Raw genomic sequence first — 17,743 nt, forward strand, 5'->3', positions numbered from 1 at the left:
GCGTCGGTTTGTCCGAGCCGGGCTCGGGGAAAAACACCTTGATGTGGTCGTCGAACGAAGCGGAGACGAAGTCGTGCAGATCGTCGCCCGTGAAGGTCACGCGAATCAGGTGTGGGGTCAGCGCGCGCACCTGCTTGACCTGCAGCAAACGGAACTTCAGCGGATGGCGCACACGCTGCACGGTCAGGTCGGGTCGATTGTCATTGCTCAGCATGAGGGTGGGGCTCCTGTTGGGTTTGGTTCGCGCGGAGCGGCCGCGCAGAAGCGCTGCTTGCGCGCGGACTCGCAAGCAGCAGACCGCGTGATCTCAGACGGCGGCTTCGCCGCCGCTGCTTTCGCTACCGGCGCCTTCGATTTCTCTTGCCGCACGCATCAGGATCGCGGCGATACGGCGTTGCTCGTCGGCCGGGACGTTGTCACGGCGCAGCAGGGCATGCTTCAGTGTGCGGCGCGCTTCGTTCAGCTCGGGAAGCCAGCCGCCTTCGCTGATGTCGGCGGGTTCTTCGCCGGCCAAGGCGCGGCGCACCGAATCCATCTTGCGGGCGATGTGAGTCAGCTTCGCCAGCATCAATTCGACCCGCTCGCGATTGGCGGCCAGATAGTCGCGGCCCATGTGCGCCAGTTCGTAGCGCTTGCGGTTGCCTTCGAGTTGCACGGTGACGTAGCCGAGTTCTTCCAGATACGTGAGCGCCGGATAGACCATGCCGGGGCTCGGACTGTAGAAGCCGTTCGAGCGCATTTCGAGCGCCTTGATCAGTTCATAGCCGTGACTCGGCTGGGCGTCGATCATCGACAGCAACAACAATTGCAAATCGTCCGAACTGAATTTGCGACCGCGCGGAAAGCCTTCGCCGTCGCCGCCGAAGCCGCCCGGGCCGCCGCCGAAGCGCCCGCCACGACCACCGCCGCGCGGGTCCTGATGACGGCCGATTGCGTGCCACAGCAGCGCTTGCGGCGAGAGGCGGCGGCCGTGCGGGCCGTGCTCGCGTGCATCGGCGTGGGGTTCGCGGCGGCCGGGGTGGCCGGCTGTGTGGCCGTGAAACTTGCGTTCACCGCGAGGGCCACGCTCACCGCGTTCACCACGCCGGCCAGCTTCCTCCCTCGAGAAGTCGTGGCGCTCGCCCCGACCCTGCGCGTTGCTATGCGCATGCCAGTCGCCACGTCCGCCGTGACGGCGTTCGAACCCGGCGCCGCCGCGCTCGCCTCGCTGCGCCTGATCGCGGATGAACGCATGCCAGAGTTCACGGAACGCCGTACGTTCGGGGCTTGCGTCGAAGCCGCCGGCCGCGCTGCGCGGATGGGAAAAACGATGTGGATGTCGCATTCGAGGCGCTCCCGTAGATGTCTAAAGATGTATCTTAAGATATATATCTTAAGATAGTCTGTCAAACTTTTTTTGCCCTTCGGGGGAGACAACAAGAATGCGGCAAACGGAAGACGGCCGTTCAGATACCGTCTGGTCGGCAAACCGGATGGCAATCGCTGCGCCGCGTCGTGGAATTTTCGGCCGGCGACTTTGGGCCGATCGCGTGGCCGCCCCGCGATCCGCAGCGCGAACACGCTGCTGGTGACTGGCCCCGCCGCAGGGGGCAGCGGTGGCGCTGCGCTTGCGCGCCGGCGAGCCACAGCGGCGCATCGTGCCGTGTACCCCGGTCGGCCGGCACGGCCTCGCGCTTTATCCTGACCGTGTATCCGCGGCTGCATCCTGTATGACGTTCGGTAGCCCGGCCTCCGCAATCGTCAGGTGGCGGCGAAATGACCGCCACCTGACTTCTTTTCGTTGCTATCCGCGTGCCGGCTTCAGCTTGTACGCACTTCGATCCGACGCGGCCGCGCTTCGTCGCGGCGCGGTATCGTCAGCTTCATCACGCCGTCCTTGAGGTTTGCATCGATTTTCGATGCGTCGAAGTCGGCCCCGAGAGAGAACGCCCGCGCGAAGTGAGGCTGACGGATCTCCGCGTGCCGCACGCGCAGCCCCGCCGGCGTGGGTACCACCGCCTCGGCCTCAATGTACAGGTTGCCATCGTGTACCTGCACTTCGAGCCGGTCCCTTGTGACTCCGGGCAAATCTGCCCATAGGGTGACGCCCTGGCTATCCTCGAAGATGTCCACGGGCGGCGTCAGCGTGATCCGGCGTTGAGACTGCTCGTCTTCGCGGCGGGCCACCGCCGTTTCATCTCTCGTGGCAAGTTCTGTCGTGTCGTTCATGATGTCCTCCTCAGTTCTGCGAAGGGTTTTATTGCACGGTGACGGCCCGCGGCTTTGACGTCTCCCGCTTGCCGATGCTCACGGTCAGGCAGCCGTTGCTGTACTGCGCAGTGACCTTGTCGGGGTCGGCGTGCTGCGGCAGTTCGATGACGCGCCGGAAAGCGCCGACGAACCGCTCCTGCGCATAGGTACGCACGTCTTCTTTGGCTTCCGGGCGCGCCGGCCCGCGTTCCCCGCTGATGCTCAGCAGCCCCTTGTCGATCGATACATCGAGGTTTGCGGGATCGACACCCGGAGCGAACGCGACGACCTCGATCGAGTCGTCGGTCGAGCCAATGTTGACCTGCGGGAACGCGCCGGAGCGCCCGGAACGGATGTTGGCCGGGAAACCGCCGAAGAGGCTCGCCACCTGCCGCTGCAGACGGTCGAGCTCGCTGAACAGGTCGGTTCCGAAGTAGAGATCGCTCATGGTCATTTCCTCCTTTAAACCAGCAGGAAGACGAACCGGCCTACGCGCTCCAGTCCGTCTGCCGTGCTGCGAGCAAACAAATCGAAACACGCAGCGCGCCAGACTGCTGGCGCGTCTGCCTGAGCGAAATCAGGATAGTATCCCGCGCGCAAATTTCAAGGGCGAATCGCGACTTTATGCTCTTGAATTCGGGCGGCCGCATCTTATCTTGACGACGCCCCTAACTGACCATGCGAGGACACCATGGAATTCGAATACGATTGGCTGACCCTTGGCCGGCATCGGATCAGGTTGCGTTCAACAAAGGGTTTCCCGACCGAGACCCTGCGCACGGCCGTCGAGGTCATCCGGCTGGCGATCGACAGCAACATGAGCGCACGTGCGCGGCTGGTCGAGGTGGTATTCCGGCAGGAATCCGCTTATGAGATCGCTGTCGGCACCACGTTCGCCGAGGACCGGCTATGCGCACGGCACATCGGAGCGGCAATCGCGACGGTCCTGGGTCTGCAGCCCGAGCAGATCAATATTTTCGTGACGGTGGTCACGCAGGAAGAGGTCGATCTGCACTTCGGTGTCTACGAGCGGATGTTGGCCGAAAAGCTTGGCGTGGTGCCACCGATCCAGTAACCGTTGAGGCGGGCCTGGACAAACTTGACGGCAGGTCCAGCGCTATCCGAGTCTGTGCCCGCAGCCTCCTTCTCGACGGTTTCGAAGAAACATCAGCTCAGCGCCAGCCAATTTTCCAGCTTACGGTCCGCGGTGCACCACGCTCGGAGCGGACTTGAAGCGGGAAAAAAGCCGCCCTTGGGCAGGGCGGCAACTTCAACACCTGAAGGTCCCCGGAGGGACAATCCGGTCGAGCAAGGGGCATACCGCCGTTCAAGTCCAGGCCTCTGCCGCGCGCTCTGCCATTTCCGACAGTTGACCGCTGGTATGCGGCCGGTCCGGCGCAATGCCGGAAAGCGCTCTGGCGAGCGCATCGACGTGGTTCTCAAGCGTCGTATCGCACGCACGTTTTCGTCGTGCGATGGCGACACTGCGCTGGCTGCCTCATGTGGTTTGCGGTGGCTGCGAACCGACACAACGCGGCTCGTCTCTTCCGGACGGGACCGAGGAGACCGTTTGGCGTCCACGGCGATTATGGAAGGTACGGCAATCGGTGGGGGGCGAGCTCGAGGCGGGTATGTGCCCAGGGCTTTTCGTCGGCATCTCTCCCCGTCGGCAATCCCTCTCAATGGCTGCGCATCGTCACTCCCGGGGGATTGAGCGTACACGAGGGATGCATGCAATCACGACCGTCGTCGGTTGAAATGCATAAGTTACGACTCTTACACGGCGAAATTACACGGCGTCGCTGTGCTCCCTGTCTGGGGTGAACTGACAAGCGGACCAACACCGGTGCAAGCTTTCCCGGGTGCAGATGGCATTTTTTTCGGTGACGAGGTGTACCACGTTAGCTGGGATTTACGATATCAGGTCGAGGGGCGAGACATACACGGTGTCGACCCCGTAGATATCTGCGACGCAGTAGGCCAACTGCGATACCGCGCCTGCCGATCGGGCATATAGCCGATACCTCGTTTCCAGCAGATTGATGCATTGCGCGGTCAGAACGCAGACGCGGTCGGCTCGCCGGATCAGGCGATCGGCTTGCGCGCCTGCCGATGGCGATGTGCATTTCACCGTGAGGCCAATCATCAAGGCGAACCGGTCTGCGTCAGGTTCTGTCGTCATGAGGCTCACCATTTATCGCATGCCAGCGCCACGCATCCGTCCTGCCGCCAGGGATTGGCGTATGTGCCGGGTCCTACGCATACACCTTGAACTTTTGTACGCAACGACCATTCCGTGCGTGAATCTTGAAGCGTCGTACAGTTTTTCATCGCGTTCGATTCGCTGCGCGAACGGGAGGCATGGCGCAATGACTATTCGCTGTCCCGCGATGAGATCGCGAAAACGTACCCGGCGATCTTCCACGATTCAACACCGTATGTGGCAACCCGGCGGACTTCACCTTTCCCTGTCGGCCTGCGAACGCCAGTGGAAGAGTGAAGAGCGGAAAGGCTGAGTTCTTCGTGCCGAACGCTCTCGGCGAAGACCCGGATATGCCCGAAGGCGAACCTGGCACTGCGCCTCATGACGCTGCGCACCGACAGCCAGTCAACACGAAGATCTACGGACTCGACGATCGCTTCAGCGGCGTGCAGGGATCGAGGATGGTTCTGTTCGTCGGCGAAGATGACATGCGCCCACGGGCTCGGCGAACGCGACGGGGTCACGCTGCAGACAAAAAGCCGACGGCGCCGTGCAGAGGCCTCCCCGATTCAGTCGTCTCTTGAATGATCCCATTGGCGTCGGTGCGACTTCGGAAGGCAATACCTGACGGCAAGAACCAGCGCGGAGCCGAGTAGAAACGTCGCGACGGGAAACGTGCCGGCGGTATTGACAGCAATTTCGGCCGGACGCTCTTTGAGCAACTGAAGCCGACGCTGCGTCATTGTTGTGCCAAGAGAGCGCAGCTCGGTCGCGAGAGCGCGCTCGGCGGCCGGCAGCAGTATCGTTTCCTCGTCCGCGACGTGATGGATGACTTCCCGCATTAGCTGCTGGAAAAGGCCATCGTAAGCGGCATTCTCTGGTCCCATGCCGCGCAGCCTCGCGATTGTGGCCCGCATCTCGTCATGTTCGGGCCGGCTCTTGACTAGCGTTGGGTCATCAGGGAGGGCCGTGGCGAGCGCCGGGTAGAAGATTTCTTCTTCCAGTTGCGCGTGGATTTCCAGCGCGTCGCATGTCGAATTGACGATGGCGCGCTTGCGCCACCACGAGCTATCGGCGTGGTAGCGATGAAAAGCTGCAAGTACATGCATGTGATCCAGCCGGATCATTGATGTAACGGTTGGAGACATTGATGAATGACGTTCAGGCATTGGATCCTCCGCAACTGGCATTCTGATGAGATACACGAATGAGGTGCTACATTGCCTCGGCGTTGACTCGTTGCGAGCAGAGGGCATGCCCGGGTAGAAGGCGAGCAGGCACGCTTCATGTTGCGTCTGCTGAAGACGCAGCCAGGCCGGTGAGGTCACTTCCATGTCGCGAGAGCAACTCGATGCACAAAGTTCTGAAAGTAGCCGCGCGTCGGCGGATGCGCTGTCGCCCGCGCATGCGGCGGACGCGGGCGCCGACTCACCGCATCTGAACGAGGGTCAACAGGATCAGGCGGCAAGTCATGCGTCGCCGCATGCATTGGTATTGCACGAAATAGTCCGGGAAGAAGGCGAAGCGGCGCTAGAGCGGACCGTGGGCGCGTTGATGTGGTCATCGCTGGCGGCCGGGTTGTCGATGGGATTTTCGTTTCTCACGCAAGCCATCCTGGAAGCGGGGCTTCCCGACACGCCGTCGCGCCACCTGGTTGCCAGTTTCGGTTACACCGTTGGCTTCGTGCTGGTGATAATGGGGCGCCAGCAGCTGTTCACGGAAAGTACGTTGACCGTGGTGCTTCCCGTGCTGACAAGACGCGACACGCCGACCTTGCTCAAAGCTTTACGCTTGTGGGTCATTGTCCTGCTCTGCAATCTTGTAAGTACCTGGATATTCGCCGCGATGCTACACATCCCCGGGGTGTTTTCGGCTGACGTGGTCGAGGCGTTGCGTCATGTCGCCGGCATGGCCGTGGGATCGCAGACGCCCGGTCCGACGTTCGTCCGCTCGATCCTCGCGGGGTGGCTGATCGCGCTCATGGTGTGGTTACTGCCGAGCGCGCGGTCCGGCCGTCTGCTGACCGTGGTGCTGATCACGTACGTCGTGGCGCTGGCTCGCCTGTCGCATATCATCGCGGGATCGACCGAAGTCGCGTACGCCTGTCTCGCTGGCGACGCGTCGGCGTACGACTACTTTGCGTACTTCCTCCTGCCGACGCTGGCGGGCAATGTCATCGGTGGAACGTCACTGGTCGCGTTGCTCAACCATGCAGCGATTGCACCTGAGATCAATAACAACCGGTGAAATGACAACGCGACAGGGCTCCAGGCGTCGTTGCGGTGGCGTCCGAAAAGCCGTGGGATCACCGGACGTTCGCTGCCTTTCTTTCCGGGATCACGCGCGTTCGGCACCACGCTGGGTGACTACGTCACTGCCTATGCGCTGCCCCAACGAATTGGCGCACCGCGCAGATCCCATGGCGAGGCGCGGACGGCCCGTCCTGTGCACGGGCAGGCGGCTAAGCAGCCTTACGCATGCGGATTACTGGCTTGCGGCGGATGCCGAGCTGCTGGCCGCAGAATCCGCATTAGCCCCGCCGGCCGCCTTGCCGGCTGGTTTGCAAGCCGCGCACATGGCGACCACAGCCATCATCAATGCGCACGCGCGAAGCCGGGAGTTGAGGGTACGTTTCATTGCATCTCCTGCGACTGAAGGTAAAGGCCTTATGCGGCGCGGCGATTGTGTGAGGAGTCGAGCCGCCCAGTGGACTGCCGGGATGAGCTCGCGAACGAGTCGCACCACTGACCGGTTCGCGAGCTTCAACACGGGGTAACACGCGGTGCTTGCCAGTACGCGAGTGCTGAACCGCGCGTGCGGCGGTTTGACAACTGGTCTCACGCGGGGTGCGCCGTTGCATCACGCCTTGTCGCCGCCTTCCGCGTTGCCGGGTTTTGACGAATCGGTTTCCGCAAGATCGCTCTCACGGACGTTGGCTTCGCGCACGGTCGTGCCTTCGTCGTCCGTCTCCGATACGTCCGTCTTGAACGTGCCTTGTTCGTCCGGCTGGTCTGCCTGGTCTGACTCGTCTGTCTGCGATGCGTCGTCGGCAGGTTTCTGCGATTGGGTGGTCATGGGAAACTCCTTGAGGGGGAAAGATGCACCTCACTCCCAGCAACCATTAGGCCCACTCCCATTCACTCATATGCGCAGGCGGTGCGCTGCAGTCGTCATCAGCCCGCGCCAACGAGCCGCCCCGGAGCAATCGCCGAATAGCCGCGCTCCTGGAACGACGGATGCTGCGCAACTGCTGGCCAGGCGGTTATCTATGGGAGGTTCAAATGGCAACTTCAAAGTCCGACGGTGGCCCGATCCGTAAGTTCGTCGACGTCCAGAAATCGCTGAAAGGCGCTTCGTATCCCGCCGACAAGACCAGTCTTCGCGAAACCGCGGCAAGCAACGGCGCGGATGACGATGTCCTGCAGGCGATCGACGCTTTGCCTGAGCAGGAGTACGGCAGTCCCGCCGAAGTCTCAAAGGGACTTGGCCAGGAAGAGTAGGGGAGGTGGCGGGTCGAAGCGCGCGAGTGCTTCGACCGGCACAACGTAACCGGTTCAACGAGCGCCATTTTTTAGCAGGCGCTGCGTTCGCAATTACCCACGCGAATTCAGCAGGATCAAAGCGAAGTTCGAACAGTAAAAACATACCAATGCGCAGCAAGGTTGTGCTCAAGCGGTGAAGCCGCTTGACCCGATCCCGCGGACCCAACCTGCCAGGCGCGAGTCAGGCATGTCTACCGGGCAGTCCTTCGATGGAGGTCCAAGTGAAATCTCGTTCCGCTCATTTCGAATCCAGTCAGACAACCGTTCGCGGTTCGTCTGGCGCCACGGTGCAGCACATGAAGGTCGCGCACGCCCTCGGTTGGTTCAGCATCGCGCTTGGCATTGGCCAACTGGTCGCGCCGCGCGCCGTCGCGCGGATGGCCGGTGTCGACACGCGTACGGGCGTAGTGCGGCTGTACGGACTACGCGAACTCGCATGCGGGGTCGGCATTCTCACTTCGCGCAATCCCGCGTCGTTCCTGTGGGCGCGCGTCGGCGGCGACGCGATCGATCTTGGCACGCTTGCGACGGGATCGAGGCGAAACGAAAAAAACCGGCGTCGCGCTCTGACTGCAGCCGCGAATGTGGCGTGCGTGGCCGCACTCGACGTATATGCTGCGAATGGACTTGGCAAAGCGGCGTCGGCGGCAAGCGCCGCGCAAGCCGTCGCCGACTATAGCGATCGAAGTGGCTTTCCACGCGCACCGGCGCAAATGCGCGGCGCGGCTCTCGCGGACTTTGAGATGCCACGCGACATGTGTACCCCGACCCTGCTGCAATCTTTTACACGGAAAGCTCGGCGGGTGATGGGCGAGAGGTTGAGAGCGGGCGGCACGATGTTGCCGTCCTGACGACGCTGCCTTTCGATGGTCAGCATAAGACGCGCATGAATCTGCGGCTTGCGCAACACACCCCCCTTTTCGCGGACAGCGGATTGCGGCTACGCAGCTTCGGCGGCTCATGCGCATCGGGCGGCGACTCGAGCCGCCGCATCGCCAGCGGGCAACGCACGACGGCGCTGCCCTTGCTCACCCTTCGCCTTTCGCTCAGCCGGCGCTCACCTCGATACGGCGCGGCCGGGATTCTTCGCGCCGTGGAATGGTGAGTTTGAGCACGCCGTCTTTCAGGATTGCTTCGATCTTCGACGTGTCGAAGTCCTCGCTAATGGTAAAGCGTCGCTGGAAGTACGGAGCTGGCACCTCGGCGTGTGACAGTCTGAGATCAGGTACGACCTGAACGACGGACTCGCCTTCGATGGACAGGTTACCGTCGTGCACCTTGATGTCGAGCTTCTCCCGCGAGACGCCTGGCAAATCTGCCCAGAGCGTGATGGCGTGGCTGTCTTCGAACACGTCCACCGCCGGGCTGATGGTCAACCTGCGGGAAGCGTCGTCAGCAGGTTGACGCGTGAGGTCCTGGCCTTCGCGCTGGGCAATCTGAGTGGTATCGCTCATGGTGTCACCTCATCACTGAACGGTTACGGAACGCGGCCGCGATGTTTCGCGCTTGCCGACGCAGACCCGTAGACAGCCGTCGACATAACGCGCTTGCACGTTGTCGGGGTCGGCCTGCGGGGGCAATTCGATAACGCGCCGGAATGAGCCCTTGAACCGCTCCTGGGCGTACTGTCGCACGCCCTCGCCAGTGGGTGCTGGCGTAGCTTCGCGCTCGCCGGCTATCGTCAGCAGCCCCTTGTCGATCGAAATGTCGAGCTTCGAAGCGTTCAGGCCGGGCGCAAACGCCACGATCTCGATCGACTCATCCGTCACGCCGATGTTGATGGGCGGAAATGCGCCCGCCCTGCTCGAACGCAGGCTCGAAGGGAAGGCTCTGGACAGGCTGGTCATTCGCCTCTGCAGACGGTCCAGTTCGCCGAAGAGGTCGTTGGCAAAGTAAAGGTCGCTCATGCTCGATTTTCTCCTCTGACGGTAGACAGGAAGACGTCATGCATGCCTTCGTGTGCCGTACCGTGGACAAAATGGTTGAACCGGGCAGTACCGCAGACGGCGCAGACCGCTGCCCGGGCGATTCAAAAATAGTAGGCCTGGGAAGATTTTCAAGGGTCCCAGGAAGGATTTTTTGGGCCCTTGAAAACCACGCTGGCGCCCATAAAAAGCCGCGGACCGTTTTAACGTGAAGAGACCGTTATGGGATTGACACGGAGTCGATCACTCAAGGAAAACATCGCGTCAGGCTGTGCACGACACGCGGCTTTCCGACTGCCACGGCGCATCAGGTCCCGGCACCGACAACAGGCTTCCCAGTTTTGCTTCAGCGCATTCCTGTGCTGGGTGCGGGGAGAGGGATGTGCAGAGCGCTACGCCATCTGGTTCTCGAGTGCCTTGGCAGTCGCGACAGCTTGTTGAGGCCGGAGCGCGACTCGCGGCATACGGGTTGCTGTCGCTCAGACGCGGAGCAGATGTTGCGCAACAGCCGCCGCCCGATAGCCAACTCAAGCGAGGAAAGACATGAAGAACCTGACAGTCGTCGCAACCGCATGTGCATGTGCATGTTTGTGCATCCTTCCGGGCAGCGCAAGCGCGCAGACAGAAGCTGCTTCAACCACGGCCGCGAATCCGCTTGGACAAATGGACAAGGATTTTGTCCAGGCAGCGAGCATGTCCTCATCGACCGAAATCGATGCGGGAAAGCTCGCGATGAGCAATTCAAGCGACAAAGATGTTAAGTCATTCGCTCGCCACATGATGATGGACCACACGAAGCTGACCGTGCAATTGAAGATGGCGGCTCCTCATGGTGTCGAGGTACCGAAGGATAACTCCGACACTGAGCTCCTGAATTCACTGAAGCCGCTAAAGGGAAAGAGCTTCGATCAGGCATACATCCAGAAAGTGGGGCTGGAAGGACATCAGAAGGCCATTGCAGCGTTCGAAAAGCAAATCTCCGACGGACAGAATGCGGATCTGAAAAAAGCGGCTCAAAAGGCGCTGCCGACCATCAAGGAGCATTACAGGATGGCGCAAGACCTGGCCGCGAAGAAAGGCGTGTCCCAGTGATCCAGCGCGTGATGATGGTTGTTTTCAGCACGCCTCGCGACTCAGGCACGCCGTGAAGTCCAGCGCTCGCTATTGGCGACGTACCTCTCGATGTGCACTGGGAAGTATGGCGACGCGCTGATTGCTCACTTTGACCGGAAGCGAGCGGCTAGGCGCGCCCGCCGTGGCGACACGAAGCGGCGAGCCGGAATTGCAGGGTGGCAAGTATAGAGCGGGTGATCCTTTCTATCGCTATTCCCTGCCTGGCGCGATGCGTCTGCGTTCGCGATTTCCCGGCAAAGGCATGCGGCTTGCGGCGCCGCATTGCCACGGCAAGCGACAGGAAGAGGGGCAGTGGCATCTCACATTTGATGTTGGTAACGCGCTCTCTATTCGGGAGCAAACAAGGAGGCTGTCATGCGACTACTTGCAACCCAGGAAGGATTGCCCCGCGTGTCGTGGGGAGCGGTTATAGCCGGAGTCATTCTTTCTCTCGTCGTCTATCTGGTGATGAGCGTGCTCGGCACGGCAATCGGCACTTCACTGCTCGCGCCGATGAGCCGACCTGACCCATTGCGCGGGTTTGGATTTGGATCGGGCGCATGGATGATTATCACGACCGTTGTTGCCGTTTTTGTCGGCTCATATTTCTCCGGCCGCTGCGCTCCTGTTCTTGGCTGGCTTCACGGACTGCTTTCCTGGGCGGTGATGATCCTGCTGGTCGTGTATGGGATGACAGCCTTTATCAGCGGAGCCGTGAGCGCGGCGGGGAGCGTCGCGGCGACTGGGGCCCAGGTGGGAGCCGCTACTGCCAACGGCGCAAATGAACAGACACGTTCCGCAACCGGGAATCTGCTTGGGTCTGCACAGCAGCAAGTACAAGGCGCACTCGCGTCGGCGGCGGCCGAAGCGTCAAGTCCACAGGCTGGGCAGGACGAACGTCAGGCCGCTGAAGCTGCGTCTAAATTCGTGGCTCGAGCGAGCTGGTTTTCTTTCGCGGCGCTGGTCGTGGGCGCGATCATCTCGATCGTTTCAGGCGGAGCAGGTTTCCGTCATCAACCCCCGCTGGAGGAGACTGGAGGATCGGCCAGCGGGGTGGGTACACGGACTACGCAAACTGTCCGCACCGGTCGCCCCATCGGCTAGGCGGTGACAACGAAGAGGCGCCACCATCAGGCACGACGTGTGCGAAGTTGGCATGACCGCTGGGTCCGTCGCGGCATGTCGATCTGCAGGGGTCCGAAGCTTGGACAGCGCAAGTGTCATCCGCTGCTCGCAAGCGCTACAGCCATCTGTCCCGTACCGCGCGCCCATCGGTCGGGCCCCTTGTTCACGGCGTCGTATAGCCCGCTCATTCAAAGGAGATTCCCATGTTTGTGCACAACAAAAGATTGCAATACACCGTTCGCGTCACAGCTCCGAATCCGGGACTGGCCAACTTGCTGCTCGAGCAGTTTGGCGGACCGCAGGGAGAATTGGCGGCGGCGTGCCGGTACTTCACCCAGGCCGTCGCGGAAGACGATCCGGGCCGCCGCGACATGCTGTTCGACATTGCGACCGAGGAACTGAGCCATCTCGAGGTGATCGGTTCGATTGTCGCGATGCTCAACAAAGGCGCCAAAGGTCAATTGGCCGAAGGCGTCGAACAGGAGGCGGAGCTCTATCGCTCCCTGACCGGCGGGGGCAACGACTCGCATACGACAGCATTGCTGTATGGCGGCGGCCCTGCCCTGACCAATTCTGCCGGTGTCCCGTGGACCGCCGCGTACATCGATACAATCGGCGAGCCGACCGCAGACCTCCGCTCGAACATCGCGGCGGAGGCGCGTGCGAAGATCGTCTACGAGCGCCTGATCAACGTCACCGACGACCCCGGCATCCAGGAGGCGCTCGGCTTTCTGATGACCCGGGAAATCGCGCATCAGAAGTCGTTCGAAAAGGCGCTGCATTCCATCCAGCCTAACTTTCCGCAGGGAAAAATTCCGGGCGTTCCCTCATTCACCAACGTCTATTACAACATGTCGACGGGTGATGACGCACCGCGCGGTCCGTGGAACGAGGGCCCGGAATGGGAGTTCGTCGAGGCCCCCCAACCGGCGGTGGATGGTGGCGACGGACGTGCGACGGTCAACGTTTCGCCCGAAGAGATCGAGGTCCTTAGCGCAATGGCGTCGCGCACCGCCTCTGACGTGAGTACCGATCCGGTCACGGGCGCAGATCTCGGCGCCGGCCAGCAGACGACGTAATGGATGTTTAACCGCAGAGCGATAACTTTCCCTTAAAAGGAGCATAGACATGGCACAACGTAAAACCGTGGACGATCTGTTTATCCACATGCTGTCCGATATTTACAGCGCCGAGAAACAGCTGACGAAGGCATTGGCAAAATTGTCCCGCGCTGCGTCGGACCCGGAATTGAGTGATGCTTTCAAGACGCACCTGGAAGAAACGCAAGGGCAGGTCGAACGGATCGATCAGGTGGTGGAGATCTCCGGCATCAAGCTCAAGCGAATGAAATGCGTCGCCATGGAGGGCCTTATCGAGGAAGGCGACGAACTGATAGACGAAATTGAGAAAGGGCCGGTTCTCGATGCGGGGCTCGTTGCAGCGGCGCAAAAAGTCGAACACTATGAGATTGCAGCGTATGGCAGTCTCTGCGCAATCGGCAAGCAGCTTGGATTGACCGAAGGCGTCAAGTTGTTGAAGGAAACGCTTGAGGAAGAAAAAGCAACGGATCTCAAGCTCACGGCGTTCGCGGAAAAGGCCGCTAACGTGAAAGCGAAAGCGGGGTAGGGAAGAAACGCCGCCGGGGTCCCGGACGTCGGCGGCATTCCTCGGTAAACGCAGATGTCCGTTCAGTTGCCGTAGCGATGAGGCAAGTTTTGCAACGGAGGTGTCATGAACGACAATCGACCGGACGGTAGCGGCAACCCGCCGCCGCCTGGGAACCCCGAAAAAATCATCGGGACGCCTAAGCCGGAAAGACGATCGTCGGATGAGCGTGTGCAATGCGGCCCTGTAGTAATTGCGCAACCATCCGTGCCGGGATCGAAAGGCGCGGGCGGCCATCTTCATCCAGTTGACAGGCGACAGCCCGTGGTCGCCTCCATGCCGAGCCTCGGCCAGGTCAAACGATTATTGGCGGACGCCGAAGACATCGCCAGGGCACGCTGTCGCGTTGTCTATGGAGCAACCGATGAACGGCTTCACCGAAGTCCCTGGACGGGCGTAACTTTCGGAGTGCTCGCGGGACTCGTTATCGGCATGCTTGCGGCGCGCGGGCGAGCGAAACGCAATGGCTTTTAGTGGAGAAGCGGATGCCTTGCAGCCAGCAATTCGCCTTGCCGGTCCCACCGCGCATCGCTCGAAGACAGCGGACCCCTTAGCGGCGAGCGGTCCACCCGCTTGTGGGTGCGGAGATCGGCGACGAAGGAGTCCTTGATGCGAGCAGACACGATAGAACAGCGTATCCGGGCCAAGGCGTATGAATTGTGGCAGGAAGACGGCAGCATGGAAGGTTGTGCGGATGAGTACTGGAAAAGGGCGAGGAGTTTGGTCGAAGCGGAAATTGTTGAGGCGGACGGTCGCAAAGACAATCCCCGGTGCAACCGACGGCGATGAAGCGGGCAACTCGCCAGTCTAGCCGCGCACCGCCGTGGCGACACCCGGAACGGACCTGGGAGGAGAATGGGCCAGCGCCCCAGTGCCTCATAGTTCGTCGATGACGGCTCCTGGAAAATCTATGACACCGGCAGAGTGCGCTTATGACGGATCATTGTCTAAATGGGGTGAGACCGTGAGCGTCTCGTCAGGGCGCACGACCCATAGCGCTACAGCGGCATCCTCGTCGTCGCGCTGAATGCCGTAGGGCACGCGGACAGCGCGAACTTCGTTTCGGAGCCGCGCGTGCAAAGCCGCTCGCCGCTAATGCCCAGCACATAAGTGCGAAGCCCCCGCGAGACGAGATAGCCGCAAAGGAAAACGATGCGCTGTTCGCGCGCTTTGTCGACGTCGAAATCGGGGCAACGCGCGAGTGTGCGAATGACGGCTGCTGCCAGACATTTCTTTCGGTAGAAGATGGCAGCGTCATGGCGAAATTCGCCGAGATTGTTCCCGCTGCGCGCGCGGGAGTTGATCGAAGTAATGCTCGATGCGCGACAGCGCGTACAGCGCGGCCGCCGAACGCACGTCGTTTCTGTCGCCCGGAAAGAGCCGCGTTTCAGTGAACGTGAGCAGTTCGCCGGTGCGGGTCCGGAACGACCAGGCGAAGCACTGGGTACCTGCAGGCGGACCGCCCTCAGGGGCGGCGTCAGCGAGACCGGTGTTGGACACGGCTACATCGGCGCAGCAGCCTTCCTGGCACAGCGCGCCTTCCGCCATCTCGCGGGCGACAGCCTCGCTCGTCAGGCCATACGCTTCCATCGTCGCTTCCTTGACACCGAGGAAGCCGATTTTGCCCGATGGCGAGTAACTCACGAAGCCGACGTCGAGGCACGCGCCGCTGCCCGGCACGCTCGCGAGGTAGGACGCAATCTGGCCACCGGTGCAGGATTCGGCAGTCGCCAGTTTAAGACCTCGCGACGTCAGGAACGACACGGTTTGCATGGGAATATTCATGGCTTGTCTCCAGTGGCCCGGCTACGTGAGGGGAGCAGCAAGGACCGGTCCGCGGGTACAGCAAGCATGCTGCACACGCTCCTCTGGCGTTGTGAACCGCCGGCACGTGCGACGGCGAAAGGTGAAACAGGATTGGGCCGGCTTGCGGCACACGCGTTGCTCCGTATCGTTTGCTGTAACTGGGCCTTGCAGTCACACCAGTCCAGCGCACCCCGTCCTTGCGCGCAACGCGGGGGTACTGACCCAGACGCCATGAGACCGTCATCGCCTTTTCCCGTTCGACGGGTAACCCCACCTTGGAGCGACAAATGAGAGCCCTTTGCTGGCACGGCAAGAAAGATGTCCGCGTCGATAACGTCCCGGACCCGGCCATCGAGCATCCACGAGATGCCATCATCAAGGTATCGAGCTGTGCGATCTGCGGCTCTGATCTTCACCTGTTCGACGGATTCATGCCGAGTATGAAATCGGGCGACATCCTGGGGCATGAGTTCATGGGCGAAGTGATGGAGGTTGGCGCCGATAACAAGCGTCTGAAGGTGGGCGACCGGGTTGTCGTGCCGTTCACGATAGCGTGTGGCGAATGTGATCAATGCCGCCGGGGTTACTTTTCAGTTTGCGAGCGCTCGAACCGGAACAAGGAAATGGCCGACAAGGTGTTCGGCCACAGCACGGCCGGCCTGTTTGGCTATTCGCATCTCACCGGAGGTTATCCTGGAGGCCAGGCAGAGTACGTGCGGGTTCCCTTTGCAGACTTTACGCCGGTCAAGATTCCAGACGGCTTGACGGACGAGCAGGTGCTGTTTCTCGGCGATATCTTCCCAACGGGTTGGCAGGCAGCGGTTCAATGCGACATTGAACCCACCGACACGGTTGCCATTTGGGGAGCGGGTCCGGTGGGGCAATTTACGATACGAAGCGCAATCCTGCTGGGCGCAAAGCAGGTGATCTGCATCGACCGGGTACCGGAGCGCCTGGAAATGGCGCGCAGCGCCGGCGCAATTACCATCAATTTCGACGACGAAAGTGTGCTCGACCGTTTGAAAGAACTTACTCAAGGAAAGGGTCCCGAAAAATGTATTGACGCTGTCGGTATGGAATCGCACGCAACGCGGTCGTTTGACGCGATTTATGATCGCGCCAAACAGGCCGTGATGCTTGAGACGGATCGGCCTCATGTGTTGCGGGAGATGATTTACGTCTGTCGTCCCGCAGGCATTCTGTCCATTCCAGGCGTCTACGGTGGATTGATCGACAAGATTCCGTTCGGCGCGGCGATGAACAAGGGGCTGACCTTCAGGATGGGACAGACTCATGTGAACCGTTGGACCGACGATCTGTTGCGACGCATTGTGGAAGGGCAGATCGATCCGTCATTTGTCATCACGCACAACGTGCCGCTGGAAAAAGGCCCTGATATGTACAAGGTGTTCCGCGACAAGGAAGATAGCTGCATCAAGGTGGTGTTGAAGCCATAGTGCGTAGCGCCTCTGCCCGCGTGAACAAGCCGCGAAGGTGATCGCGGAGGCACTGTCGTAACCCGTCATCGGTAAGGTGCTATAAAAGCCCTGTCAAACGGGCCATACCGAAATCTGACGTGAAAGAGGCGCCACCGGCAAAGGTTCGAGCGCTTACCGTCGCGCGCGAATAGGGCCGCCAGCATGCGCGACGTGCGGCGGTACCCTACTCGGCGCGCAGGATGGGGTTTCTGCAGGCTCACTCTTCCAGCACGCCTTTCTCACCCAACGCGGAATCGATTGCATGGCGTGCGTCGTCGACCGCTGCGCCGATGGCCGCTTTGCCGCGCAGGGGCGAGCGTGCAAGGCGCGGCGCAGTCCACTCGGCTCGCGCGGCTGCATTCACTTCGGCGCGGTCTATCCGCGTGGTCACCGAGGACCCGCCAGCGGGGTCGTCCTCGACGAGAACGGTGATATGGAAACCGCGGTGGACATGGATTTCCTGCATAAAGGGACGCTCCAATTGGCTGCTACGCGTCATATGGGTGGAGTGCTGAGCTTGTGTCATCTTCGGCTCGACCGCCGCTGTCGGGCGGCGATGACGGGCCGCGTAGCTTCACGTTCGACAGTGCAGCATCGCCTGTTCCCGCGCATGCTGTTTCGGTGGGTTGAGTGCAATCGTTGTTTTGCGCTTGCGCG

General features: G+C 61.3%; 21 protein-coding genes. 10 read left to right on the forward strand and 11 right to left on the reverse strand.

All coding sequences use genetic code 11. The features are described from left to right. From CIC12_RS11860 to CIC12_RS11875, 4 genes are all read right to left on the reverse strand, one after another. A partial coding sequence (locus CIC12_RS11860) for a siderophore-interacting protein (protein WP_174772021.1) occupies nt 1-214 on the reverse strand: 214 nt, incomplete at its 3' end. 93 nt (nt 215-307) lie between these two features. Next, nucleotides 308-1,324, reverse strand: coding sequence for a PadR family transcriptional regulator (locus CIC12_RS33065; RefSeq protein ID WP_238812545.1), 1,017 nt, complete (start codon nt 1,322-1,324; stop codon nt 308-310). Between the two features lie 476 nt (nt 1,325-1,800). After that, the gene (locus CIC12_RS11870) at nt 1,801-2,208 is read right to left on the reverse strand and encodes an Hsp20/alpha crystallin family protein (protein ID WP_168664301.1); all 408 of its coding nucleotides are present in this window, start codon (nt 2,206-2,208) and stop codon (nt 1,801-1,803) included. Nucleotides 2,209-2,236: 28 nt separating this feature from the next. Further along, nucleotides 2,237-2,677, reverse strand: coding sequence for an Hsp20/alpha crystallin family protein (locus tag CIC12_RS11875; RefSeq protein ID WP_168664302.1), 441 nt, complete (start codon nt 2,675-2,677; stop codon nt 2,237-2,239). A gap of 243 nt (nt 2,678-2,920) precedes the next feature. Here CIC12_RS11875 and CIC12_RS11880 point away from each other — a divergent pair, with 243 nt between their 5' ends. Then, nucleotides 2,921-3,304, forward strand: a complete 384-nt coding sequence (locus tag CIC12_RS11880; RefSeq protein ID WP_168664303.1) for a hypothetical protein — start codon at nt 2,921-2,923, stop codon at nt 3,302-3,304. Between the two features lie 837 nt (nt 3,305-4,141). Here the strand turns inward: CIC12_RS11880 and CIC12_RS33070 are convergent. Then, nucleotides 4,142-4,423, reverse strand: coding sequence for a hypothetical protein (locus CIC12_RS33070; protein WP_238812547.1), 282 nt, complete (start codon nt 4,421-4,423; stop codon nt 4,142-4,144). A 578-nt stretch (nt 4,424-5,001) separates the two neighbouring features. Then, entirely contained in the window at nt 5,002-5,601 is a 600-nt protein-coding gene (locus CIC12_RS11885) for a hemerythrin domain-containing protein (protein WP_168664304.1), read from the reverse strand. A 163-nt stretch (nt 5,602-5,764) separates the two neighbouring features. Between CIC12_RS11885 and CIC12_RS11890 the strand changes: the two genes are divergently transcribed. Beyond that, on the forward strand, nt 5,765-6,679 hold the full coding sequence (locus CIC12_RS11890) for a formate/nitrite transporter family protein (protein WP_168664305.1): 915 nt from the start codon (nt 5,765-5,767) through the stop codon (nt 6,677-6,679). 612 nt (nt 6,680-7,291) lie between these two features. Here CIC12_RS11890 and CIC12_RS11900 read toward each other — a convergent pair. Then, entirely contained in the window at nt 7,292-7,507 is a 216-nt protein-coding gene (locus CIC12_RS11900) for a hypothetical protein (RefSeq protein ID WP_168664307.1), read from the reverse strand. 206 nt (nt 7,508-7,713) lie between these two features. Between CIC12_RS11900 and CIC12_RS11905 the strand changes: the two genes are divergently transcribed. Then, nucleotides 7,714-7,932, forward strand: coding sequence for a DUF2795 domain-containing protein (locus tag CIC12_RS11905; RefSeq protein ID WP_168664308.1), 219 nt, complete (start codon nt 7,714-7,716; stop codon nt 7,930-7,932). A gap of 263 nt (nt 7,933-8,195) precedes the next feature. Continuing rightward, on the forward strand, nt 8,196-8,825 hold the full coding sequence (locus CIC12_RS11910; protein WP_342030532.1) for a hypothetical protein: 630 nt from the start codon (nt 8,196-8,198) through the stop codon (nt 8,823-8,825). Between the two features lie 195 nt (nt 8,826-9,020). Here the strand turns inward: CIC12_RS11910 and CIC12_RS11915 are convergent, their stop codons facing one another. Next, a complete protein-coding gene (locus CIC12_RS11915; RefSeq protein WP_168664310.1) occupies nt 9,021-9,428 on the reverse strand; it encodes an Hsp20/alpha crystallin family protein in 408 nt (135 codons plus the stop codon). Between the two features lie 12 nt (nt 9,429-9,440). Then, entirely contained in the window at nt 9,441-9,881 is a 441-nt protein-coding gene (locus CIC12_RS11920; RefSeq protein ID WP_168664311.1) for an Hsp20/alpha crystallin family protein, read from the reverse strand. A gap of 561 nt (nt 9,882-10,442) precedes the next feature. Here CIC12_RS11920 and CIC12_RS11925 point away from each other — a divergent pair. The 5 genes from CIC12_RS11925 to CIC12_RS11945 all read left to right on the forward strand — a co-directional run bounded on the left by CIC12_RS11925 (nt 10,443) and on the right by CIC12_RS11945 (nt 14,591). Further along, nucleotides 10,443-10,991: a DUF4142 domain-containing protein gene (locus CIC12_RS11925; protein ID WP_168664312.1), complete on the forward strand. Its 549-nt coding sequence runs from the start codon at nt 10,443-10,445 to the stop codon at nt 10,989-10,991. Nucleotides 10,992-11,387: 396 nt separating this feature from the next. Continuing rightward, nucleotides 11,388-12,116: a hypothetical protein gene (locus CIC12_RS11930; protein ID WP_168664313.1), complete on the forward strand. Its 729-nt coding sequence runs from the start codon at nt 11,388-11,390 to the stop codon at nt 12,114-12,116. Nucleotides 12,117-12,340: 224 nt separating this feature from the next. After that, nucleotides 12,341-13,216, forward strand: coding sequence for a manganese catalase family protein (locus CIC12_RS11935; protein ID WP_168664314.1), 876 nt, complete (start codon nt 12,341-12,343; stop codon nt 13,214-13,216). A gap of 49 nt (nt 13,217-13,265) precedes the next feature. Then, nucleotides 13,266-13,763, forward strand: a complete 498-nt coding sequence (locus tag CIC12_RS11940) for a YciE/YciF ferroxidase family protein (protein ID WP_168664315.1) — start codon at nt 13,266-13,268, stop codon at nt 13,761-13,763. A 648-nt stretch (nt 13,764-14,411) separates the two neighbouring features. Continuing rightward, complete coding sequence (locus CIC12_RS11945; protein ID WP_168664316.1) at nt 14,412-14,591, forward strand: DUF2934 domain-containing protein; 180 nt, start codon at nt 14,412-14,414, stop codon at nt 14,589-14,591. A gap of 465 nt (nt 14,592-15,056) precedes the next feature. Here CIC12_RS11945 and CIC12_RS11950 read toward each other — a convergent pair whose 3' ends face one another. After that, nucleotides 15,057-15,587, reverse strand: coding sequence for a CinA family protein (locus CIC12_RS11950; protein ID WP_168664317.1), 531 nt, complete (start codon nt 15,585-15,587; stop codon nt 15,057-15,059). A 308-nt stretch (nt 15,588-15,895) separates the two neighbouring features. Here CIC12_RS11950 and CIC12_RS11955 point away from each other — a divergent pair, with 308 nt between their 5' ends. Next, the gene (locus CIC12_RS11955; protein WP_168664318.1) at nt 15,896-17,065 is read left to right on the forward strand and encodes a zinc-dependent alcohol dehydrogenase; all 1,170 of its coding nucleotides are present in this window, start codon (nt 15,896-15,898) and stop codon (nt 17,063-17,065) included. 238 nt (nt 17,066-17,303) lie between these two features. Here CIC12_RS11955 and CIC12_RS11960 read toward each other — a convergent pair whose 3' ends face one another. Continuing rightward, nucleotides 17,304-17,612, reverse strand: a complete 309-nt coding sequence (locus CIC12_RS11960; RefSeq protein ID WP_238812549.1) for a hypothetical protein — start codon at nt 17,610-17,612, stop codon at nt 17,304-17,306. Between the last annotated feature and the right edge of the window lie 131 nt (nt 17,613-17,743).

The sequence above is a fragment of the Paraburkholderia sp. SG-MS1 genome, assembly GCF_012275575.1.
Lineage (GTDB): Bacteria > Pseudomonadota > Gammaproteobacteria > Burkholderiales > Burkholderiaceae > Paraburkholderia.